Genomic DNA, 19,050 nt, shown 5'->3' with positions numbered 1-19,050 from the left:
CTCTCCTTGGATCGTTGCGTCCGTCGCGCCTGAGCGAACCGTACGGGACCCCGGTCGCCGCCCGGCGGTGTGGGGCGAAGATCACAGGTGGGGGGAGTGCTCGCCCCGCGCGGGGCTGAGTAACGTGAGCGCGTGCCCAGGAACAAGAACGTGTTCTCATCCCTCACCGCGTGGCGGCGCGGCGTCGCGCAGCGCGCCGTCCACGCGGGCTGGGCCTGGGTGCAGCGCACCGGCGCGGTGACCGCGCGGCGGCCCGGACGCCTCGAGTTCGGCGCGATCGGCGAGGGCACGAAGCTCGCCTTCCCGCAGGGCACGGTCTTCGGCGCCCCCTGGATCCGGCTCGGCGCGCACTGCGTCGTGGGCGAACAGGTCACGCTGACCGCGGGGTTGATGCCCGACCTCGACCTCGGCCCCGACCCGATCCTGCGCGTCGGCGACGGCGTGGTCCTCGGCCGCGGCAGCCATGTGATCGCCGATACGTCGGTGACGATCGGCGACGACTGCTACTTCGGGCCGTACGTGTACGTGACCTCGACGAACCACAGCTACGACGATCCGCACACGCCGATCGGCAAGCAGTGGCCGCGCATGGAGCCGGTGACGATCGGCTCCGGCTGCTGGATCGGCACGGGCGCGGTGATCCTGCCGGGCGCCCGGCTCGGCCGCAACGTGGTGGTCGCCGCGGGCGCCGTGGTGCGCGGCGAGGTGCCCGACCACGCCGTGGTGGCGGGCGCGCCCGCGCGGGTCGTACGGACGTGGTGCGCGGAGCGGGGGTGGCAGCCGCCGTTGCGGACGCCCGCCCCGGTGCCGATCCCGGAGGGCATCACGCCGGAGCAGCTGCTCGCGCTCGGCGACCTTGAGGACCTCGAAGGGCTCGGCGAACTGACCGACGTGCCGGACGCCGAGGGCCGCGCCTAGGGCCCGGCCGCGCCCGGTGCCGCCTCACCCCGTGGCGAGCAGCACCGTCCCCACCAGGGCGAGGCCCGCGCCCGCCGCCTGCACTCCGCGGAGGCGTTCCTTGAGGACGCCGCGCGCGGCGAGCGCGGTGACCACGGGGTAGAGGGAGGCGAGCACGGCCGCGACGGTGACGGGGCCGCTGCGGGCCGCCATCGCGTACGTGCCGTTGGCGGCGACGTCCGCGAGGCCCACGAAGGCGAGCGCGGGCAGCGCGGCCCAGACGATGTGCATGCCGGTGCCCTCCGGCAGGGCCCTGCCGCCGCGCCGCACGCTGACGTACAGGGCGGTCCCGCCCGCCAGGACGTTCGTGACGCGCTGGACGAACAGGGCGAGGAACAGGCCCGTGACGGTGGTCGACGCCTCCGCGATCAGGGCCATGACGGCGCCGAAGCCGAACGCCGCGAGCAGCGTGAGCAGGACCGCCTGGCGCCGCACGGGCGCGCCGCGCAGCTCGGGCCCGCCCGCGAGGACGATGCCGACGACGGCCACGGCGATGCCCGCGAACTGCGCGGGGCCCGGCCGCTCGCCCAGGAACAGGCCGACGCCCACCGGCACCACGACGCCGAGGGAGCCGAGCGGCGAGACCACGCCCATCGGGCCGAGCGCGAGCGCCTTGTAGAAGGCGAGCATCGCGACCGGCCCCACCAGGCCCGCGCCGACGGCGAACCAGAGCTGTGGCCCCCACTCGGTCCAGCTGCCGGTGGCGACCACCACGACGCCGAGGACGGCCACCGCGACGCACTGGGACACCACGACCACGGTCAGGGCGGGGATGCGCCGGGTCAGCAGTCCGCCGCCGAAGTCGGCGAGGCCCCACATGAGGCTGGTGGCCAGGGCGAACAGCGCTGTCAGTCCTGGCACGGGGAACCTCGCAGTACAGTGTGGTGAACCATCGGGAGCCTTCGGGTGCACCACACCGTAGTTCAGTACAGTGAACCCTGTCATCCAAAATATTGGACGGAATGTGTCGGATCTCGACCAGCTCACGCAGTCGCTCGCGCGGAACCTGAAGCGCTGGCGCGGCGAGAGGGGCTTCACGCTCGACGCCCTCGCGGCCCGCTCCGGCGTCAGCCGCGGCATGATCATCCAGATCGAGCAGGCCCGCACCAACCCCAGCGTCGGCATCACCGTCAAGCTCGCCGACGCCCTCGGCATCAGCATCACCACCCTGCTCGACTACGAGCAGGGCCCGCACGTGCGCGTCGTGCCGCCCGAGCAGATGGTGCGGATGTGGTCCACCGACGCGGGCTCCAGCACCACGCTGCTCGTCGGCGCCGAGGCGCGCGGCCCCTTCGAGCTGTGGTCGTGGCGCCTGATGCCCGGCGACGGCAGCGACTCCGACGCGCACCCGCCCGGCACCATCGAGCTGCTGCACGTACGGGCCGGTGAACTGACGCTCGTCGTGGACGGCGCGGAGCACCTCGTGCCCACCGGGTCCTCGGTGACCTTCGAGGCCAACGTCCCGCACGGCTACCACAACAAGGGCGCGGAACCGGTGGAGATGACCATGTCCGTGGCGGTGCCGCCCGCGCACGCCGGGTCGTACTGAGCAGCCGCCGCCACGGCGCGGCCTCCGGCCCCGGTCGGGCCGAACCGCCCTGTTACGGTGCGGACATGCGCGCTCCTCTCGGAAACTTCGACGTCGTCCGCCCCGCTCCCCAGGCCCTCGACCTGCTCGTCGCCCCCGTGGCCGACGCCGTGCGCGCCTGGAGCGGGCCCGTGCCCGCCGACGAGCTGATCCACGTCGACACCGAGCCGCAGTGGGCGGACACCGCCGCGTTCGTGGAGCACTACGGCCCCGAGCTGCTCCAGGAGTCCGCGAACTGCGTCGTCGTCGCGGGCAAGCGCGGCGGCGAGACCACGCTCGCCGCGTGCGTGGTCCTCTCCGGCACCCGCGTCGACGTGAACGGTGCCGTGCGCCGCCAACTGGGCGCCCGCAAGGCGTCGTTCGCGCCGATGGACACCGCCGTGGGCGAGACCGGCATGGAGTACGGCGGCATCACGCCGATCGGCCTGCCCGCGAGCTGGGCGCTGCTCGTGGACACCGCCGTGACCGCCCTTCCGCACGTCCTGATCGGCAGCGGCGGCCGTCGCGGCAAGCTGATCGTGCCCGGCAAGGCGCTCGCGGACCTGCCGAACGCCGTGCTCATCGAGGGCCTCGGCGTGGTCTGAGCGTCAGTCGAGGCCGCCCCGCGCGATGAGCTGACGCACGATCACGTTCCGCTGGATCTCGTTGGTGCCCTCGCCGACGATCATCAACGGGGCGTCGCGGAAGTAGCGTTCGACGTCGAACTCCGTCGAGTAGCCGTGCCCGCCGTGCACGCGCACGGCGTCGAGCGCGATCCTCATGGCCGTCTCCGACGCGCACAGCTTGGCCATGCCCGCCTCCATGTCGGCGCGCCGTCCCGCGTCGGCCGCGCGCGCCGCGTACAGGGTGAGCTGACGCGTCGCCGTCAGTGACGTCGCCATCTCCGCCAGGTAGTTGCCGATGGACTGGTGGCGCCAGATCGGCTTGCCGAAGGCCTCGCGCTCCTGGGCGTAGCGCAGCGCGTCCTCGAACGCGGCGCGGCCCACGCCGAGCGCCCGCGCCGCCACCTGGAGCCGCCCGGTCTCCAGGCCGTGCATCATCTGGCCGAAGCCGCGCCCCTCGACCCCGCCGAGCAGCGCGTCCGGGCCCGCGCGGAAGTCCTCGAGGAGCAGCTCGCAGCTCTCCACGCCCTTGTAGCCGAGCTTCGGCAGGTCCCGCGCGACCGTCAGACCGGGGCCGTGCTCGGCGAGCAGCACCGAGATGCCCCGGTGGCGCGGCTCGGCGTCGGGGTCGGTCTTGCACAGCAGGGCGAACAGGCCGGAGCGGCGGGCGTTGGTGATCCAGGTCTTCGCGCCGTTCACCACGTACCCGGCGCCCTCACGCCGGGCCACGGTGCGCAGGGCCTGGAGGTCGGAGCCGCCGTCCGGCTCCGTCAGGGCCATCGCCGCGCGGACCTCGCCGGTGGCGAGGCGCGGCAGCCAGCGCGCCCGCTGCGCGTCGGTGCCGAAGCGCAGCAGCAGCTTCACGACGACCGTGTGGCCGCCCATCGCGCCCGCGAGGCTCATCCAGCCGCGCGCCAGCTCCTCGGTGACCAGGACGAAGCACGGCGTCGACACGGGCGTCCCGCCGTACTCCTGCGGGACCGCGAGCCCGAACACGCCGAGCCGCTTCATCTCCTCGACGAGCGCCTCGGGATACGTGTCGGCGTGCTCCAGGTCGCGGACGACGGGCCGGACCCGCCGGTCCACGAAGTCCCGCACCGTGGTGACGACCAGGCGCTCGGCGGGCGGCAGCCCTTCGAGCGCGCTCATGCGCCCGCCCCCTCGGGGCCCGGCGCGCCGAGCGCGCCCCGGGCGCGCAGCCGGGCGACGTCGTCAGGACCGCGTCCGAGCTCGGCCAGGATCTTCTCCGTGTGCTCGCCCGCCGCGGGGACCGGGTCCATGCGGGGGCGCACCCCCGAGAGCCCGGCGGGCGGCACCAGGGCCCGCATCGGGGGCGCGCCGTCCGGGAGTCCGACCTCCCGCCAGCGCCCGCGCTCGGTCAGCGCGGGGTGCTCCAGGAAGTCGGCGACCGAGTTGACGCCCGCGTGGGCGATGTTGCCGGCGTCGAGCAGGGCCACCGCCTCCTCGCCGTCGAGGGCGGCGAACCGCGCCGCGACGATCCCGTCGAGCGCCTCGCGGTGCGCGACGCGGGCCGGGCCCGTGGCGAAGCGCGGATCGCCCGCCAGCTCCGGGCGGCCGAGGAACACCCGGCACAGCGCCCGCCACTCCGGCTCGTTCTGCACCGAGAACAGGACCTCCGTGCCGTCGCGCGCGGTGAACACGCCGTACGGCGCGACCGTCGCGTGCCGGGCGCCGACACGCGGCGGCTGGGTGCCGCCGTAGCGGGTGTAGTACGCGGGCTGGCTCATCCACTCCGCGAGCGCGTCGAAGAGCGACACCTCGACCGCCGGGGCGCGGCCGGTCGTCGCCCGCGTGTACAGGGCCGACAGGATGCCGCTGTACGCGTACATCCCGGCGGCGATGTCGGCCACCGAGATGCCGACGCGCACGGCCTCCTCCGGGGTGCCGGTGAGGGAGAGCAGCCCCGTCTGGCACTGCACGAGCAGGTCGTACGCCTTGCGGTGGGCCCAGGGCCCGGACGTGCCGTAGCCGCTGATCGCACAGGTGACGAGGGCGGGGTGGCGGGCCTGGAGCTCCTCGGCCGACAGGCCGATCCTGGCGGCCGCGCCCGGCGCGAGGTTCTGCACGAACACGTCCGCTCCGGCGACGAGCTCGCCGAGCACCTCCCGCCCGGCCGCGGACTTCACGTCCAGGGTGATCGACTCCTTGGAGCGGTTGAGCCAGACGAAATAGCTGGCGTGGCCGTGCACGGTGGTGTCGTAGCGGCGCGCGAAGTCACCGCCGCCCGGCCGCTCCACCTTGATCACACGTGCGCCGAGATCGGCGAGCTGACGGGTGGCGAACGGCGCGGCCACGGCTTGCTCAAGGCTGAGCACGGTGATGCCGGTCAGGGGCAGGGGGTGCGGCATGGCGGGGCTCCATCCTCCCTCGGGCGTCCGTGACTCTTTGTACGGGACAACGACCCGACGCGGTACGGGGCGTCCGCCCGGCCCGGTACGGGGCGTGTGCCCGGTGCCCCTCGGCCCTGGCGCCGGCAGCTCGCGGAAGCCGGGGCGCGGACAGAGGCCGCCGCCGTTCACCTGATGCTCACGAGGGTCGGCCCGATCCGCCGTGCGGACCTCGTGCGCAGTTCAGCCGGGGCGGTCACCGTGCTGAGTGGGTGCCCGCCCGTTCCCTCCGTCGCAGTTCAACGAAGCTCCCCGTCGAACGGAGAACGTACTGTCATGCCCGCGACACCATTGACTCCCGCGACTCCCGCGACTCCCGCGACGCCCGTTCCGCCGCTGCCGTCCACGTCCGCTCCGGCCGCCGGAAGCCGCCCCGCCTACGTCCCCTCCATCGCCCACTCCGAGGGGCAGATCCGCGCCGCCCAGCGCCTGCGCTTCCAGGTGTTCGGCGAGGAGCTGGGCGCCGCCCTCGACACGCCCCTGCCCGGGCACGACGTCGACGCCTTCGACGAACTCGCGGACCACCTCATCGTCACCGAGACCACGACCGGCGCCGTCGTCGGCACCTACCGGCTCATCCCGCCAGGACGCGGCGAACTCTCCTACTCGGCGGGCGAGTTCGACCTGAGCGCCCTGGCACCGCTGCGGCCCGCGACGGTCGAGGCCGGGCGGTCCTGCGTCCACCCCGACCACCGCTCCGGCGCCGTCATCAACCTGATGTGGTCGGCCCTTGCCCGCTACGTCCTGCTCTCCGGCCACCGCTTCCTCGCGGGCTGCGCCTCCGTGCCGCTGGCCGACGGCGGCGCCGCGGCCGCGAGCGCCTGGCTGCTCGGCACCGCCAAGCACGCCTCGCCGCCCGAGCTGCGCGTCCACCCGCACCGGCCGTGGACGCCGCCCGACGAGCGCGCCGGACACCGGCCGACGTACGCCGACCTGCCGCCGCTCCTGCGCGGCTATCTGCGCCTGGGTGCCTGGATGTGCGGGGCGCCCGCGCACGACCCCGACTTCGACTCCGCCGACTTCTTCGTGCTGCTCGACACCCAGCGGCTCAACGAGCGGCACCGGCGCTTCTTCCTCGGCGACGAGGGCTCCCGGGGGGCCGTGTGAACCCCTGGTCCGTGGACGCGGGCTGTCCGCGGACCTGCGCCCGGCCTGCCGCGTCGCGCGCGGGCGCCGCCGAGGCCGCGCGGCGGTACGCGGCGCTCGCGCACGAGCTCGGGCGGAGCCTGGCCCTGGGCGACGGGCTCGGCGACGGCGACGCCGCGCGGGTCCGCGCCCGGCGGGTGCTGCGGGCGCTCGGCGTACGGCTCGACGCGGGGCCCGTGCCGCTGACCGTGCCCGGCGGGGGCGCGGGGACGCTCGTCGTCGCCAACCACATCTCCTGGCTGGACGTGGTGGCGCTGCTCGCCGTCGAGCCCGTCGCCTTCGTCGCCAAGCGGGAGGTGGGCCGGTGGCCCGTCGTCGGGGCGCTCGCGCGGCGGCTCGGCACGCAGTTCATCGACCGGGAGGGCGGCCGGCGCGAACTCCCCCTGATGGTGGGGGAGCTCGCGAAGACGCTGGCCCACGGGCGGTCCGTGCTCGTCTTCCCCCAGGCCACGACCTGGTGCTCGGTCTCCGGCGGCCGGTTCCGGCGGGCGGCGTTCCAGGCGGCCGTGGACGCGGGCGCCGCGGTGCGCCCGGTGACCGTGGCGTACGAGGCGGCGGGCGCGGGCAGTACGGCGGCGGCGTTCCTGGGGGACGAGGGGTTCGGCACGTCCTTGCGGAGGGTGGTCGGGGCGCGGGACCTGAGCGTGCGGGTGCTGGCCCACGCGCCGCTGTACGGAAGCGACCGGAAGGGGCTTGCCGAGGAGGCGTGGACCGCGGTCACGGGCTGCCGCCCGCTGCCGGGCCTTCCTCGGGGTCACGTGCGCTGAGCGCCGTGCCGCGATGGTCACGACCGGCCGTTGCCCACCAGCGGGTCCTTCCTGGTTGGTTCGCACAGTTCCCCGCACCTCTCCGGGGCGCTGCCGAATGGCGAAATTCTTCTCTGGCGACAGCTGCAAGTTGACGGCAGAATCACCATTCCAGTGACGTTCGATTCACTGTCCACGTTCACGTCGGAAATCCGTGCAAGGAGCATGCCGAAAAACGACGAGAGGACGGTCGATGGACGCGATCACCCCCGCGGAAGGCACCTTTGCCGAGGCCTTGGCAGCACGGCCGCAAAGTGCCCTCATGACGGGCCAGTTCCGGATCAAGCTCTTCTATCCCAGCGGGACGTTCAAGGGCTATCTGAACAGGAACGGCGACAACTGGGCCATCATCAGCCAGGATCCGCTCACGCTTGAATTCTACGAGTGGAACGGCGTGACCTACTACAAGATTCCGGGCGAGAGCCGGTATCTGTCGGTGAGCAACAGCGCGTACGGCGGATTCTACGGCTGGTCCGGCGCGACGAGCTTCCGGCTCAACGACGACAAGGAACTCGTCTCGAACTACAACGAGAAGCTCGCCTCGTTCCGCAACGGCGAACCGTGGCTCTTCTTCTGGGACGAGTACAACATCTTCAAGGTGGAGTTCGAGAAAGTCTGACCCACCGAAAAAGGGGCCTGCTGAGCGGGCCCCTTTTTCGCTGCCGCGCCGCTGCCGCCCCGCCGGCGCCCGCTGTGCCGCCCCGCCCAGGACCTCGCCCCCCCGCCCCCGCCCCGTGGCGTTGCCGTCCCCCGGCCGTCAGGGGACGCCGTCCGGCATCAAGAGAGCATAAAGATTGCCGGAAAATGGCAGTGCGCCGAGGCGTCCGGACAGGTCAGGATGGAAAGGCAGGAACGGGGGGCGAGGCCCGGGTGCCGGATCACGGAAACGAGGTCCGGCACCCGAGTGGGGACGACCCCCGGATGACCACCGGTCAAGGGGGCGGGGGCATGGGGGAGTTGTTCGGCGCGGTGGTGGGGTTTCCAGGGGTGGTGTTCACCTCGGCCCTGGCCGTCGTCGTGTGTTTCTGGCTGCTGGTGGCGGTGGGTGTCACCCGCACCGACTGCTTCGACGAGGACGCCGACCTGGACGTCGTGGGACTCGGGGGAGTGCCGGTGTCCGTGGCGGCCTCGCTGTTCACCCTCGCCGGGTGGGCGACCGGTGTCGCGGGGTCGGCGGCCACGGCCCGTGCGGGCCTGACGGGGATGGCGCACGCGGCGGTCGACCTGGGGCTGCTGCTCGCGTCCGCGTGCGTCGGCTGGGGCGCGACCCGCGTGCTCGTGCGCGTGCGGGCGCGGCGCTCCCCGGGCGCCTCCGACCCCATCGCCCTGGCCCTCCTCGGCTCGGTGGGCACGGTCCGCACGGACGGGGTGGGCGTGGATTCCGGCCAGGCCGAAGTCGCCACGCGCGACGGAGCCGTGGTGGTCGTGGAGGTCCGGCAGGACCCCTCCGACCGGTCCGCGGCCCTCGCCCTCGGCAGCGCCGCGGTGCTGTACGCGTACGACGCGTCCGGCGCGTTCTTCTGGGCGGCTCCGGCGGCGGTGCGGCTGCCGAAGGGGCCGCGCCCGCCCCGGACGCACGCGCATCCGCGGGAGCGGTCGTCCACCGGCCACGACTGGCCCTGCGCCGACTGCGCCTGAGCCCCGGCCGTGCAGAGGTTTCCGCTGGTCAGCGGGGTGGGAGCGGAGCGCGTCGGCTTCCCACCCCCGTGCCTGCCGCCGAGCCCCGATGCGTTAGAAAGGCCCGGAGGTCTGATCAGAAAACCGGGGGCGAACATGGCGAGTCAGGACATACCGGAAGAGTTCCTGGACGGCTGCGCGCGGATACTCGCCGACGCCTCCGCGACCGGGCGCGGACTGACGCGCGACGAGCTGGACTCGCGCCGCGCGCTCGGCGAGCGCGCGGCCGACGCCGGGTACGGACTGCGCGCCCTCGTGGGCGCGCACCTGGCGCGGGCCCGGGCGTTCGCCGCCGCGCCCCGGGCCTACGGGGCGCCGGGGGGCGTCGCGCCGCCCGTGTCCGCCGAGGCCGTCCTCGCCGCCGTCGAGCAGGCCGTCGACGCCTTCGCCGAGGGCTACGAACGCGCGCAGCGCCTGGCGATCCGTCAGGAGGAGGCCGCGCGGCGCGAGTTCATCGACGATCTGCTGCACGGGCGCAGCGACTTCGGCCTCCTCGGCGAGCGCGCGGAGCGGTTCGGCCTGCGCCTGTCCGTCGCGCACGCGGTCGCCGTCGCCCGGGGCGAGCGGGTCTACGAGGACGGCGACGACGCTCCGCGCGAGGTGGAGCGGGCGCTGATCGCCCGCTTCGGTGACCGCAGCCCGCTGATCGCCACCAAGGACGGCCGTCTGGTCTGTGTGACGACGGCCGACCAGGGGGACGTCCTCGACTTCTTCGCCAAGCAGGCGCACGCCGCGACGGACGGCGGCCGCGTCGCCATCGGCCGCCCGCAGCCGGGCGCGGGCGGCGTCGTCCAGTCGTACGAGGAAGCCCTGAGCACCCTGGACCTCGCCGAGCGCCTGGACCTGCGCGAACCGGTCCTGCGCGCCGCCGACCTGCTCGTCTACCCCGTCCTGACCCGCGACCGGCAGGCGATGGCCGATCTGGTCCTGAACACCCTCGGGCCGCTGCGCGAGGCCAGGGGCGGCGCCGAACCGCTCATCGAGACCCTCGCCGTCTACTTCGACGCGGGCTGCGTGGCCGCGCAGGCCGCCCGCCGGCTCAGTCTCAGCGTGCGCGCCCTGACGTACCGCCTGGAGCGCATCCACCGCCTGACCGGCACCAATCCCGCCGATCCGATGCACCGCTACACCCTCCAGACCGCGGTGATCGGCGCGCGCCTCCTGAGCTGGCCCGCGCGGGAGTTCTGACCCGGGGACCTAGCGCGGCGAAGGACCGAGTCGCGGGATCTCGATGGCGGGGCACCGGTCCATCACCATGTCGAGCCCCGCCGCCCGCGTCCGTTCGTACGCCGCCTCGTCGACGACGCCGAGCTGGAACCAGACGGCCTTGGCGCCGATGCCCACCGCCTCGTCGGCGACGGCCCCGGCGAGGTCGCTGTTCACGAACACGTCCACCACGTCGACCTCGAAGGGAATCGCGTCGAGGGAGGCGTACCCCCGCTCCCCGTGGACCGTCTCCGCCTTCGGATGCACGGGCACGATCCGCTTCCCGAACCGCTGCAGGACCTCGGCGACGCCGTAGGCCGCCCGCCCCTGGTTCGACGAGAGGCCCACGACCGCCCAGGTGTCCCCGAGCTCGGTGAGGATCTTGCGGACGGTGGCGGGGTCGCCGTACATGCGGGCCTCCTGGGCAGTGGGCGGTCTGACTGCCGTAACCACGGGGAAGGCGCGGTGATTCCTGAACGCCGTCCGCTTCGGAGAACGCCGTCTGCCCGGACAACGCCGTCTGCCCGGACAACGCGGATGCGTTCTCCGGGCAGACGACGTCGGTGAAGGGCGCGCTGGTCCTCAGACGTTGACGCCGAAGTCCGACGCGATGCCGCGCAGGCCGGAGGCGTAGCCCTGGCCGACGGCGCGGAACTTCCACTCGGTGCCGTGGCGGTAGAGCTCGCCGAAGACCATGGCGGTCTCGGTGGAGGCGTCCTCGGAGAGGTCGTAGCGGGCGATCTCCTGGTTGTCGGCCTGGTTGACGACGCGGATGAAGGCGTTGCGGACCTGGCCGAAGCTCTGGCCGCGGTTCTCGGCGTCGTGGATGGAGACCGGGAAGACGATCTTGGTGATGGTGGCCGGGACGGTGGCGAGGTTGACCTTGACGGCCTCGTCGTCGCCCTCGCCCTCGCCGGTGAGGTTGTCACCGGTGTGCTCGACCGAGCCGTCGGGGCTCGTGAGGTTGTTGTAGAAGATGAAGTGCTGGTCGGAGACGACCTTGCCGGACTCGTCGCAGAGCAGCGCGCTGGCGTCGAGGTCGTAGTCCGTGCCGGTCGTGGTCCGCACGTCCCAGCCGAGGCCGACCAGAACGGCGGTGAGGCCGGGCGCCTCCTTGCTCAGCGAGACGTTGCCGCCCTTGGCGAGGGAAACTCCCACGGTGTCCTCCTGTGGTCCTCTGCGGAGATGGTCCTGTTGGAAAACCGGCCCCGTCCGTGACCGGACCGGGACTTAGAATCTACATGACTGTAGAAGTTGCTGTGACGGCCGCGGCGGAGCCCACCGGGCCGCCTTCCCCGTGCGGCCGTTACGATGTGACGCTCCCCAGTGACGTGCCCGACATGCACGCGGTGCGCGGAGCGCTGACGGCGGGCTGAGCGCGCGGCGTACGGACGACGGCAGGCGAGGGCACGGCATGGAGCGGCGGGAACGCGACGGGCGGGAGCCGCGGTCGCGCAGGCGCGGGCAGGGCGAGCTGGAGGCCCAGGTGCTCGCGGCGCTGCACGAGGCGCCGGGCCCGGTCGGCGCGGCCTGGGTTCAGGAACGCGTCGGCGGCGACCTCGCGTACACCACCGTGATGACGATCCTCACCCGGCTCCTCGCCAAGGGCGTCGTGAGCCGCGAGCGCGCGGGCCGCTCCTTCCACTGGCGGTCCACGGCCGACGAGGCGGGCCTCGCCGCGCTGCGCATGCGCAAGGTGCTCGACAGCGAGCGCGACCGCGGGGCCGTGCTCGCCAGCTTCGTGACCACCCTGTCCGCCGACGACGAACGGCTGCTGCGCGATCTGCTCGGTGACACGGGCGCCGGGGCGGCGGAGGGCTGACCGCACGCATGGGACTCTTCGTCTACCTGCCCCTCGTCCTGCCGCTCACGGCCTGGCCGGTCGCCCGGCTCGCCGCGCAGCACCTGCACCCGCGCACCGCGACCCGGCTGCTCGCGTCCCTCGCCGCCGTGATGGCCCTGTGCAGCACCCTGTGCCTGGCCCTCCTCATGGTCGTCGGCACCGCCCAGCTGCCCGGCAATCCGCTGCCCGACGCCTGGTCCGACCCCGAGGTCCGCGCCGCCCTGCCGTACGACGAGATCGCGGGCACGGCCGCGATCCCGGCGCTGCTCGGCGTGTGCGCGGCCGTGGGCCGCACCGTGTGGCGCCACCTCGCGGTGCGCCGCCGGGCCGTGCGGGCCGTCGCGGGCCTTCCGGGCACGTCGGTCGCGGTCCTCGACGACGGGGCCGGGGCCGAGGCCTACGCGTACGCGCTGCCCGGACCGCCCGGCCGTCCCGGCGCGGGGCGCGTCGTCGTCACGCGCGCGCTCCTCGACCGGCTCGCTCCCGCCGAGCGGCGGGCTCTGTTCGCCCACGAGCGGGCCCATCTCGCCGCGCGCCACCACCGGTTCCTCCTGGTGACACAGGTGGCCGCGCGGGCGAACCCGTTCCTGGTGCCGCTGCGCACGGCCACCGCGTACACGGTCGAGCGGTGGGCCGACGAGGAGGCGGCCCGGGTGGTGCGGGACCGGCGCGTGGTCGCGCGGGCCATCGGCAAGGCCGCCCTGGTGGCGGCGCGCGCCCCCGCGCCTGCCTTCGCGGGCCTCGCCGCCGCTGGTCCGGTGCCGCGCCGGGTCGCCGCGCTGCTCGCGCCCGCTCCGGCCGCGCGCACCCGCCCCTCGCTGTTCACGGGGGTGGGTCTCGCCCTGTGGTGCGCGGCGGGCGGCACCGCCGTGTCCGCGATGTCGTCGGCGAACGCGGCCGTCACGACGGTGCTCGTGCTGCGGGCGGCGACGCCCCTGTGAGGCGCGCCGCCGCCCGCGGTGGTGCCGGAGCCCCGTGGGGCGCGCGTCAGAGGTCGAACTCGTGCGGCGGCAGGTCCAGGGCGTAGCACGCCTCCCGCACCACGGCCTGCTCGTCCTTGTCGAAGTCGCCGTCGGCGCCGCCGATGACGATGCCGATCTGGACCACGGCGCGGGCCTCGGCGGGCTTCTTCTTGGCCTTGGCGACCTCCTGCAACACGCTGACCTTGCCGAAGTCGAAGTCGGTCGTGAGCTTGTTCACGTACTCGTCGAAGCGGCGGCGCAGGTCGTCCGCCGGGAAGTTCTGGAGCACGTCGTTCGACGCGATGAGCTGGGCCACGCGCTGGCGCTCGGCCTGGTCGACGGTGCCGTCGGCGGCGGCGACCAGGGCGCACATCGCCATGCTCGCGTCGCGGAAGGAGCCGCTCTTGAGGTCGTTCTTCTTCGCGAGCAGCTGGGCCTGCATCGTCGAGGCGGATTCCTTGAAGCGGTCCCACAGGGCCATGGAAAGTCTCCATCGGGTTGGTGCTCATGAGCGGGCGTCAGACGGTGTCCGACGCGACTCGCCAGTTTCTACAACGATGTAGAAACTAACATCCGGGCGGGAAAGTTCCGCAAGGACGGGGGAGGAGGTACACGGAGGACGTACGAGGACGTCCGCGGTGTGCTCCGCGGTGGGCGTACGCGGCGGACGTCCGTGACGGAAGCGCACGTCCATGACGGAAGGGATGCCTCCGATGACGCCGATGACCCGAGGCCAGGGGGAGCCGTCCGCCGGGCGGCCGCAGTTCACGGCGCGGGACCTGCTGGCCCGCGCGGCGGCGGAGCTGCTGCCCGCGCCGGGCGCCAATCCGTTCGTGCCGCTCGTCGCCGACGGCACGGCGGGGCGGGGCGCGGTGGCGGTGCTCGCCCTGGAGCAGTGCCGGGTCATCCCGGCCGACCGCCGTTCGTTTCTGCACCTGGCCGCGCGCTCGGCGACGGCGGGCCTGCCCGCGGCCGCCGCGTTCTTCTCCACCCTCGCCGAGGGCGAGAGGCTCGCGGCCGACCGGCTCGACGCGCTGCTCGCCGGCTGCCGGGTGAGCGCGGAGCAGGCGCGCGCGTACGAGCCGATGGCGAACTGCCAGGCCTACCCCGCGTACGTGGCGTGGCTCGCCCTCAACGGCGCACCGGCCGACGTGGTGCTCGCCCTGACCGCCAACTTCGCGGCCTGGGGCGGCTACTGCGCGACGCTCGCGGGCGCCCTGCGCACCCGCTACGGTTTCCCGGACGAGGCCTGCGCGTTCTTCGACTTCTTCGCCGAACCCGCGCCCGGCCTCGACCGCGAGGCCCTGGCCGCCCTTGAGGAAGGGGTGGCCGGGGGCGGGGTCACGCCCCGGACGGCGCTGCGGCAGGGGCGGCTGCTCCAGGAGTACGAGGGGATGTTCTGGACGGGCCTCGCGGGGCGGGCGGACGCCGAACGCCCGTGACCCCCGCCGTGCGCGGCCCCCGGCTCACTCCGCGCGCAGCACGATGGCCGTCGCGATGACCCCGTCCCGCATGGTCCACACCCCGTCGAGCCCGGTCAGCTCCGAGCCCGCGACCAGCGGGCCCTCGATGAGGATCTTGGCGGAGAAGGTGCCGTCGGCGCGGATGGTCAGATGCGCGTCCTCGAAGCCGAGCCAGCGCCGCGCCAGCGGGAACCACGTCTTGTAGACGGACTCCTTGGCGCTGAACAGGAGCCGGTCCCAGGGCACGGACGGCCGCTCGACGGCGAGCGCGGCGAGCGCGGCGCGCTCCGCCTCGTCGCTGACCAGGTCGAGCACGCCCGGGTCCGAGAGCCGCTCGGCGGGCTCCGCGTCGATGCCGAGCGAGGTCACGGCGGCGGCGTCGGCGACGACCGCCGCGCGGTAGCCCGCGCAGTGCGTCATGGTGCCGACCACGCCGGCCGGCCACACCGGCTCGCCCTTCTCGCCGCGCGGAATGGGACCGGGCGGCACGCCGATGCGGGCCAGGGCGGTGCGGGCGCAGTGCCGCGCGGTGGTGAACTCCCGCCGCCGCTTGTCCACGGCCTTCGCCACGTGCACGGCCTCTTCGGGGTACAGAACCGCGTCGGCCGGATCCTCGCGCGTCTCGCAGACGGCGACGGGCTGCCCGGCCAGGAGCGTGCTCAATATGCGGGTTCCGCCGAGGGCGTCGGACGCCGCGTTCGAAGGTGAGTTCACGGCGGATCACTCTACCGGTGGCCCCGCGCCCCCGACAGGGCCGCACGGCCCGCCCGCGCCGTGGCTGGACACCGTATAGGTCACATATAGCGGCCGAACCGACGCTCGACTCATTCGAACGAATGAGGGGGGCTTCACGTGGAGTCGGACCAGGGGGCCGGGCGTACGGCCGGGCAGCAGGGCAAGGGTCAGGAGCCGCGCGTCGCGCTGGTGACCGGGGGCTCCCGGGGGATCGGCCGCGCGGTGGCGGCCCGGCTCGCGCGGGACGGCTTCGACGTGGCGCTGTGCTACCGCTCGGACGAAGCCGCGGCCGACGTCGTGGCCAAGGAGGTCGAGGCCGCGGGGCGCCGCGCCCTCACCCGCAGGGTCGACGTCGCCGACGGCGCGGCGGTGCGGCAGTTCGTGGCCGAGGCCGAGGGGGAACTGGGGCCGCTGCACGCCGTGGTGGCCTCCGCGGGCATCACCCGGGACCGGCCGCTCGGCCTCATGACCGACGACGAGTGGGACGGCGTCGTCCGCACCAACCTCGACGGCACGTACCACCTGCTGCGGTCCGTGGTGCGGCCCCTGATGGGGCGGCGCGGGGGCTCGATCGTCACCCTCTCGTCGGTGTCGGGCGTCGCGGGCAACTCCGGACAGGCCAACTACGCCGCGTCCAAGGCCGGGATCATCGGCCTGACCCTGTCGCTCGCCAAGGAGGCGGGCCGCTACGGCGTGCGGGCCAATGTGGTCGCGCCCGGCTTCATCGACACCGACATGGTCGCCGGGCTCCCGGACAAGGCGGTGCAGGGCGCCCTCACCGCCATCCCGCTGCGCCGCTTCGGCCAGGCGGAGGAAGTCGCCTCGCTCGTCTCGTACCTGGTGTCCGACGAGGCGTCGTACGTCACCGGGCAGGTGCTTCGCATCGACGGGGGCATGGCCCTGTGACCGCGCCGGACGATCCGGGGCTCTGGTTCCACCGCGCCCCCGGGCGGCCGCAGCCGCCGCGGCTGCGCCTGGTGTGCCTCCCGCACGCGGGCGGCACCGCGCGGCTCTTCGACGGCTGGCGGCACCGCCTGCCCACCACCGTGGACGTGCTCGCCGTGCGCTACCCCGGGCGGCAGGAGCGGCTCGACGAGCCGTGCGTGGAGTCCATGACCGAGCTGGCCGACCGCGTCACCGCGGCGCTCGCCGCCTACGACGACGTGCCGCTCGCCCTGTTCGGGCACAGCATGGGCGCGACCGTCGCCTACGAGGTCGCGCGGCGCCTCGAGGCGGGGGCGGGCCGTGCCCCCGTGCACGTGATGGTGTCCGCGCGGGCCGCCCCCGGCTACGGCGGGCGCACCACGCTGCACCGCGCGGCCGACGACGTCCTGCTCGCCGCCGTGCGCCGCCTCGGCACGCTCGGCGGCGTCGACCCGTTCGCCGAGCCCGAGCTGAGGGAGCTGCTGCTGCCCGTGCTGCGCAGCGACTACCGGCTCATCGAGACGTACGCGCCCGCCGCCGACGCGGCCCCGCTGCGCGCGCCCGTCACCGCCTACCTGGGGGACCGCGACCCGGGGTGCTCGGGCGACCGGGTCCGCGCCTGGGAGGGGTTCACCACCGGTGACTTCGCGCTGCGGGCGTTTTCAGGAGACCACTTCTACCTCGCCCCCAGGGAGGCGGAGCTGACCTCGGACATCGCCGAGCGGCTCGCGCCCGCCCCGGTGGCAACCGCGAGAGGAACGACAGCGACATGACGCGATCCCAGACCTGGGCCCCGCACGAGGTACGGGCGGCCGTCGGCGGCGGCGCCGACGAGCTGCTCACCCGCATCGACGAGCTCGACGGCGGCCTCGACGCCGCCCTCGTACGCGAACGGGCGCTGGTGTTCCGGGGGTTCGAGGTCGGCACGGACGAACTCGACCGGGTCCTCGACCGGCTGCTGCCGCACCGCCTCGCCTACGTGCACGGCAACTCGCCGCGCACCAAGGTCGGCGGCAACGTCTACACGTCCACCGAGTACCCGCCCGAGTTCACCATCTCCATGCACAACGAGATGAGCTACGCCCACGTGTGGCCCGCCCGGCTCGCCTTCTACTGCGCGATCCGGCCCGGCGGCGGCGGCGCCACGCCCGTCCTGGACGCCGCCCGGTGGCTGGCGGCCCTCGACCCGGAGGTGCGCGAGGCCTTCTCCGGCGGCGTGCGCTACATCCAGAACCTGCACGACGGCTACGGCCTCGGCAAGAGCTGGCAGGACACCTTCGAGACCGCCGAGCGCGGCGCCGTGGAGGACTTCCTGAAGGGCTCGGGCGCCGAGTGGGACTGGCAGCGCGACGGTTCCCTGCGCGTGGAGTCCGTGCGGCCCGCCACCACCCGGCACCCGGTCACAGGCGCCGAGGTGTGGTTCAACCAGGCCGACCAGTGGCACCCGGCCGGGCTCGGCGACGAGACGGCCGCCGAACTCGCCGCGATCCTGCCCGAGGACCAGCTCCCCCAGATGGTCACCTTCGCCGACGGCGGCCGCATCCCCGGCGAGTACGTCACCCAGATCCGCGACCGCGGCCTCGAAGCCGCCGTCGACGTCGACTGGTACCAGGGCGACCTGCTGCTCATCGACAACGTCCTGCTGGCGCACGGGCGCCGCCCGTTCACCGGCGACCGGCGCGTCCTCGTCGCCATGTCGGACTGACGGCGCCGGGCCGCGGAGAGCGAGAGAGCGAGACAGCCATGAGCCACCAGGTCGAAGAGGTGCCCGCGGGCTGGGCGGGCGCCGGTACCCTGCCCGGCCTCCACCGGCCACAGGACCCGGGAACCCGGGTCCAGGACTACATCCACACCCACCGGGCCGCGCTGCGCGCGCAGCTCACCGAGCGCGGCGCGCTGCTCCTGCGCGGCTTCGACGTGGCGGGGGTCGACGGCTTCGACGGGGCGGTCCGCGCCTTCTCGGGCACGCCGCCGCTGGCCTACGCCGAGCGGTCCTCGCCCCGCAGCACCATCAAGGGCCAGGTGTACACCTCGACCGACTACCCGCAGGACGAGGAGATCTTCCTGCACAACGAGAACTCCTACCAGGCGGTGTGGCCGCGCACCCTGTACTTCTACTGCGTCGAGCCGCCCACCACGCAGGGCGCGACCCCGCTGGCCGACACCCGGCAGGTGCTGCGCTCCCTCGACCCGGAGGTCCGCGAGGAGTTCGAGCGGCGCGGCTGGCAGGTCGTGCGCAACTTCCACCCGGGCTTCGGCGTGCCCTGGCAGGAGGCCTTCAACACCACCGACAAGGCGGCCGTCACCGCGTACTGCGCGGAGCACGACATCACCGCCGAGTGGCGCCCCGGCGGCGGCCTGCGCACCACCGCGGTGCGGCGTGCCGTGCACCGCCACCCCGGCACCGGCGAGCAGGTGTGGTTCAACCACGCCACGTTCTTCAACCTCACCACCCTCGCCAAGGACGTGAGCGCGGGCCTGAGGGCCATCTTCGACGACCCGGACCTGCCGACCCACACCTACTACGGCGACGGCGGCGCGATCCCCGACGCCGTCACCGACCAGCTGCGCGCCGCCTACCGGGCCGCGACGGTCCGCTTCGACTGGCGGCGCGACGACGTGCTGATCGTCGACAACATGCTCACCGCGCACGCGCGTGAGCCCTTCACAGGCCCCCGGCGCATCGCCGTCGCCATGGCCGAGCCTTCGGACACCTGAGCGCCCCGAGCGCCG

At 74.0% G+C, this 19,050-nt stretch carries 22 protein-coding genes; 15 read left to right on the top strand and 7 right to left on the bottom strand.

The genetic code is table 11. The features are described from left to right. Nucleotides 1-132: 132 nt before the first annotated feature. The gene (locus CP982_RS07000) at nt 133-918 is read left to right on the top strand and encodes an acyltransferase (protein ID WP_150509693.1); all 786 of its coding nucleotides are present in this window, start codon (nt 133-135) and stop codon (nt 916-918) included. A gap of 24 nt (nt 919-942) precedes the next feature. On the opposite strand, the gene CP982_RS06995 is transcribed toward CP982_RS07000, so the two are convergent. After that, nucleotides 943-1,809 carry a DMT family transporter gene (locus CP982_RS06995; RefSeq protein WP_150515364.1) on the bottom strand — a complete coding sequence of 289 codons (867 nt, stop codon included), beginning with the start codon at nt 1,807-1,809 and terminating at the stop codon, nt 943-945. 112 nt (nt 1,810-1,921) lie between these two features. Between CP982_RS06995 and CP982_RS06990 the strand changes: the two genes are divergently transcribed. Then, nucleotides 1,922-2,506, top strand: a complete 585-nt coding sequence (locus CP982_RS06990) for a helix-turn-helix domain-containing protein (RefSeq protein WP_150509692.1) — start codon at nt 1,922-1,924, stop codon at nt 2,504-2,506. A gap of 65 nt (nt 2,507-2,571) precedes the next feature. After that, nucleotides 2,572-3,129: a YbaK/EbsC family protein gene (locus CP982_RS06985; protein WP_150509691.1), complete on the top strand. Its 558-nt coding sequence runs from the start codon at nt 2,572-2,574 to the stop codon at nt 3,127-3,129. A 3-nt stretch (nt 3,130-3,132) separates the two neighbouring features. Here the strand turns inward: CP982_RS06985 and CP982_RS06980 are convergent, their stop codons facing one another. Next, on the bottom strand, nt 3,133-4,296 hold the full coding sequence (locus CP982_RS06980) for an acyl-CoA dehydrogenase family protein (protein ID WP_150509690.1): 1,164 nt from the start codon (nt 4,294-4,296) through the stop codon (nt 3,133-3,135). Continuing rightward, complete coding sequence (locus tag CP982_RS06975) at nt 4,293-5,516, bottom strand: CaiB/BaiF CoA transferase family protein (protein ID WP_150509689.1); 1,224 nt, start codon at nt 5,514-5,516, stop codon at nt 4,293-4,295. Before CP982_RS06975 ends, CP982_RS06980 begins: the two co-directional genes overlap by 4 nt. 315 nt (nt 5,517-5,831) lie before the next feature. Between CP982_RS06975 and CP982_RS06970 the strand changes: the two genes are divergently transcribed. From CP982_RS06970 to CP982_RS06950, 5 genes are all read left to right on the top strand, one after another. Beyond that, nucleotides 5,832-6,662: a GNAT family N-acetyltransferase gene (locus CP982_RS06970; protein WP_150509688.1), complete on the top strand. Its 831-nt coding sequence runs from the start codon at nt 5,832-5,834 to the stop codon at nt 6,660-6,662. Next, nucleotides 6,659-7,468, top strand: coding sequence for a lysophospholipid acyltransferase family protein (locus tag CP982_RS06965; protein ID WP_229879472.1), 810 nt, complete (start codon nt 6,659-6,661; stop codon nt 7,466-7,468). The genes CP982_RS06970 and CP982_RS06965 overlap by 4 nt, the downstream gene beginning before the upstream one ends. 232 nt (nt 7,469-7,700) lie before the next feature. Beyond that, complete coding sequence (locus CP982_RS06960) at nt 7,701-8,126, top strand: hypothetical protein (RefSeq protein WP_150509687.1); 426 nt, start codon at nt 7,701-7,703, stop codon at nt 8,124-8,126. Between the two features lie 329 nt (nt 8,127-8,455). Continuing rightward, nucleotides 8,456-9,145 carry a hypothetical protein gene (locus CP982_RS06955; protein WP_150509686.1) on the top strand — a complete coding sequence of 230 codons (690 nt, stop codon included), beginning with the start codon at nt 8,456-8,458 and terminating at the stop codon, nt 9,143-9,145. Nucleotides 9,146-9,280: 135 nt separating this feature from the next. Continuing rightward, on the top strand, nt 9,281-10,372 hold the full coding sequence (locus CP982_RS06950; protein ID WP_150509685.1) for a PucR family transcriptional regulator: 1,092 nt from the start codon (nt 9,281-9,283) through the stop codon (nt 10,370-10,372). Between the two features lie 9 nt (nt 10,373-10,381). Here CP982_RS06950 and CP982_RS06945 read toward each other — a convergent pair whose 3' ends face one another. Both CP982_RS06945 and CP982_RS06940 read right to left on the bottom strand, forming a co-directional pair. Beyond that, nucleotides 10,382-10,801, bottom strand: coding sequence for a CoA-binding protein (locus CP982_RS06945; RefSeq protein WP_150509684.1), 420 nt, complete (start codon nt 10,799-10,801; stop codon nt 10,382-10,384). A 171-nt stretch (nt 10,802-10,972) separates the two neighbouring features. Further along, on the bottom strand, nt 10,973-11,548 hold the full coding sequence (locus tag CP982_RS06940) for a TerD family protein (protein WP_150509683.1): 576 nt from the start codon (nt 11,546-11,548) through the stop codon (nt 10,973-10,975). Nucleotides 11,549-11,804: 256 nt separating this feature from the next. Between CP982_RS06940 and CP982_RS06935 the strand changes: the two genes are divergently transcribed. After that, nucleotides 11,805-12,212, top strand: a complete 408-nt coding sequence (locus tag CP982_RS06935; RefSeq protein ID WP_150509682.1) for a BlaI/MecI/CopY family transcriptional regulator — start codon at nt 11,805-11,807, stop codon at nt 12,210-12,212. Between the two features lie 8 nt (nt 12,213-12,220). Continuing rightward, a complete protein-coding gene (locus tag CP982_RS06930; protein WP_150509681.1) occupies nt 12,221-13,174 on the top strand; it encodes a M48 family metalloprotease in 954 nt (317 codons plus the stop codon). Nucleotides 13,175-13,220: 46 nt separating this feature from the next. On the opposite strand, the gene CP982_RS06925 is transcribed toward CP982_RS06930, so the two are convergent. Continuing rightward, nucleotides 13,221-13,676, bottom strand: coding sequence for a tellurite resistance TerB family protein (locus CP982_RS06925; protein ID WP_030678563.1), 456 nt, complete (start codon nt 13,674-13,676; stop codon nt 13,221-13,223). A 232-nt stretch (nt 13,677-13,908) separates the two neighbouring features. Here CP982_RS06925 and CP982_RS06920 point away from each other — a divergent pair, with 232 nt between their 5' ends. Continuing rightward, nucleotides 13,909-14,637, top strand: coding sequence for a transcriptional regulator (locus CP982_RS06920; RefSeq protein ID WP_483409921.1), 729 nt, complete (start codon nt 13,909-13,911; stop codon nt 14,635-14,637). Nucleotides 14,638-14,661: 24 nt separating this feature from the next. On the opposite strand, the gene CP982_RS06915 is transcribed toward CP982_RS06920, so the two are convergent. Continuing rightward, nucleotides 14,662-15,321, bottom strand: coding sequence for a 4'-phosphopantetheinyl transferase family protein (locus CP982_RS06915; protein WP_150515362.1), 660 nt, complete (start codon nt 15,319-15,321; stop codon nt 14,662-14,664). A 189-nt stretch (nt 15,322-15,510) separates the two neighbouring features. Here CP982_RS06915 and fabG point away from each other — a divergent pair, with 189 nt between their 5' ends. The 4 genes from fabG to CP982_RS06895 are packed head-to-tail and all read left to right on the top strand — an operon-like array spanning nt 15,511 to nt 19,035. Continuing rightward, nucleotides 15,511-16,299: a 3-oxoacyl-ACP reductase FabG gene (fabG, locus tag CP982_RS06910; RefSeq protein ID WP_150509679.1), complete on the top strand. Its 789-nt coding sequence runs from the start codon at nt 15,511-15,513 to the stop codon at nt 16,297-16,299. Beyond that, entirely contained in the window at nt 16,296-17,090 is a 795-nt protein-coding gene (locus CP982_RS06905; RefSeq protein ID WP_184924787.1) for a thioesterase II family protein, read from the top strand. The genes fabG and CP982_RS06905 overlap by 4 nt, the downstream gene beginning before the upstream one ends. Then, nucleotides 17,087-18,022: a TauD/TfdA family dioxygenase gene (locus CP982_RS06900; protein ID WP_150509678.1), complete on the top strand. Its 936-nt coding sequence runs from the start codon at nt 17,087-17,089 to the stop codon at nt 18,020-18,022. Before CP982_RS06905 ends, CP982_RS06900 begins: the two co-directional genes overlap by 4 nt. Before the next feature lie 38 nt (nt 18,023-18,060). After that, nucleotides 18,061-19,035: a TauD/TfdA family dioxygenase gene (locus CP982_RS06895; RefSeq protein WP_150509677.1), complete on the top strand. Its 975-nt coding sequence runs from the start codon at nt 18,061-18,063 to the stop codon at nt 19,033-19,035. Nucleotides 19,036-19,050: the final 15 nt, after the last annotated feature.

This window comes from Streptomyces spectabilis (assembly GCF_008704795.1).
Lineage (GTDB): Bacteria > Actinomycetota > Actinomycetes > Streptomycetales > Streptomycetaceae > Streptomyces > Streptomyces spectabilis.
The sequence above is the reverse complement of the archived record's forward strand: the minus strand, read 5'-3'. Positions and strand labels throughout refer to the sequence as shown.

Coding starts and splice junctions, on each gene's coding strand:
- CP982_RS06925 (WP_030678563.1), bottom strand. CDS start 13,676: ATGGCCCTGTGGGACCGCTTCAAGGAATCCGCCTCGACGATGCAGGCC.
- CP982_RS06920 (WP_483409921.1), top strand. CDS start 13,909: ATGACGCCGATGACCCGAGGCCAGGGGGAGCCGTCCGCCGGGCGGCCG.
- CP982_RS06950 (WP_150509685.1), top strand. CDS start 9,281: ATGGCGAGTCAGGACATACCGGAAGAGTTCCTGGACGGCTGCGCGCGG.
- CP982_RS06985 (WP_150509691.1), top strand. CDS start 2,572: ATGCGCGCTCCTCTCGGAAACTTCGACGTCGTCCGCCCCGCTCCCCAG.
- CP982_RS06930 (WP_150509681.1), top strand. CDS start 12,221: ATGGGACTCTTCGTCTACCTGCCCCTCGTCCTGCCGCTCACGGCCTGG.
- CP982_RS06975 (WP_150509689.1), bottom strand. CDS start 5,516: ATGCCGCACCCCCTGCCCCTGACCGGCATCACCGTGCTCAGCCTTGAG.
- CP982_RS06945 (WP_150509684.1), bottom strand. CDS start 10,801: ATGTACGGCGACCCCGCCACCGTCCGCAAGATCCTCACCGAGCTCGGG.
- CP982_RS06960 (WP_150509687.1), top strand. CDS start 7,701: ATGGACGCGATCACCCCCGCGGAAGGCACCTTTGCCGAGGCCTTGGCA.
- CP982_RS06900 (WP_150509678.1), top strand. CDS start 17,087: ATGACGCGATCCCAGACCTGGGCCCCGCACGAGGTACGGGCGGCCGTC.
- CP982_RS06970 (WP_150509688.1), top strand. CDS start 5,832: ATGCCCGCGACACCATTGACTCCCGCGACTCCCGCGACTCCCGCGACG.
- CP982_RS06980 (WP_150509690.1), bottom strand. CDS start 4,296: ATGAGCGCGCTCGAAGGGCTGCCGCCCGCCGAGCGCCTGGTCGTCACC.
- CP982_RS06895 (WP_150509677.1), top strand. CDS start 18,061: ATGAGCCACCAGGTCGAAGAGGTGCCCGCGGGCTGGGCGGGCGCCGGT.
- CP982_RS06955 (WP_150509686.1), top strand. CDS start 8,456: ATGGGGGAGTTGTTCGGCGCGGTGGTGGGGTTTCCAGGGGTGGTGTTC.
- CP982_RS06935 (WP_150509682.1), top strand. CDS start 11,805: ATGGAGCGGCGGGAACGCGACGGGCGGGAGCCGCGGTCGCGCAGGCGC.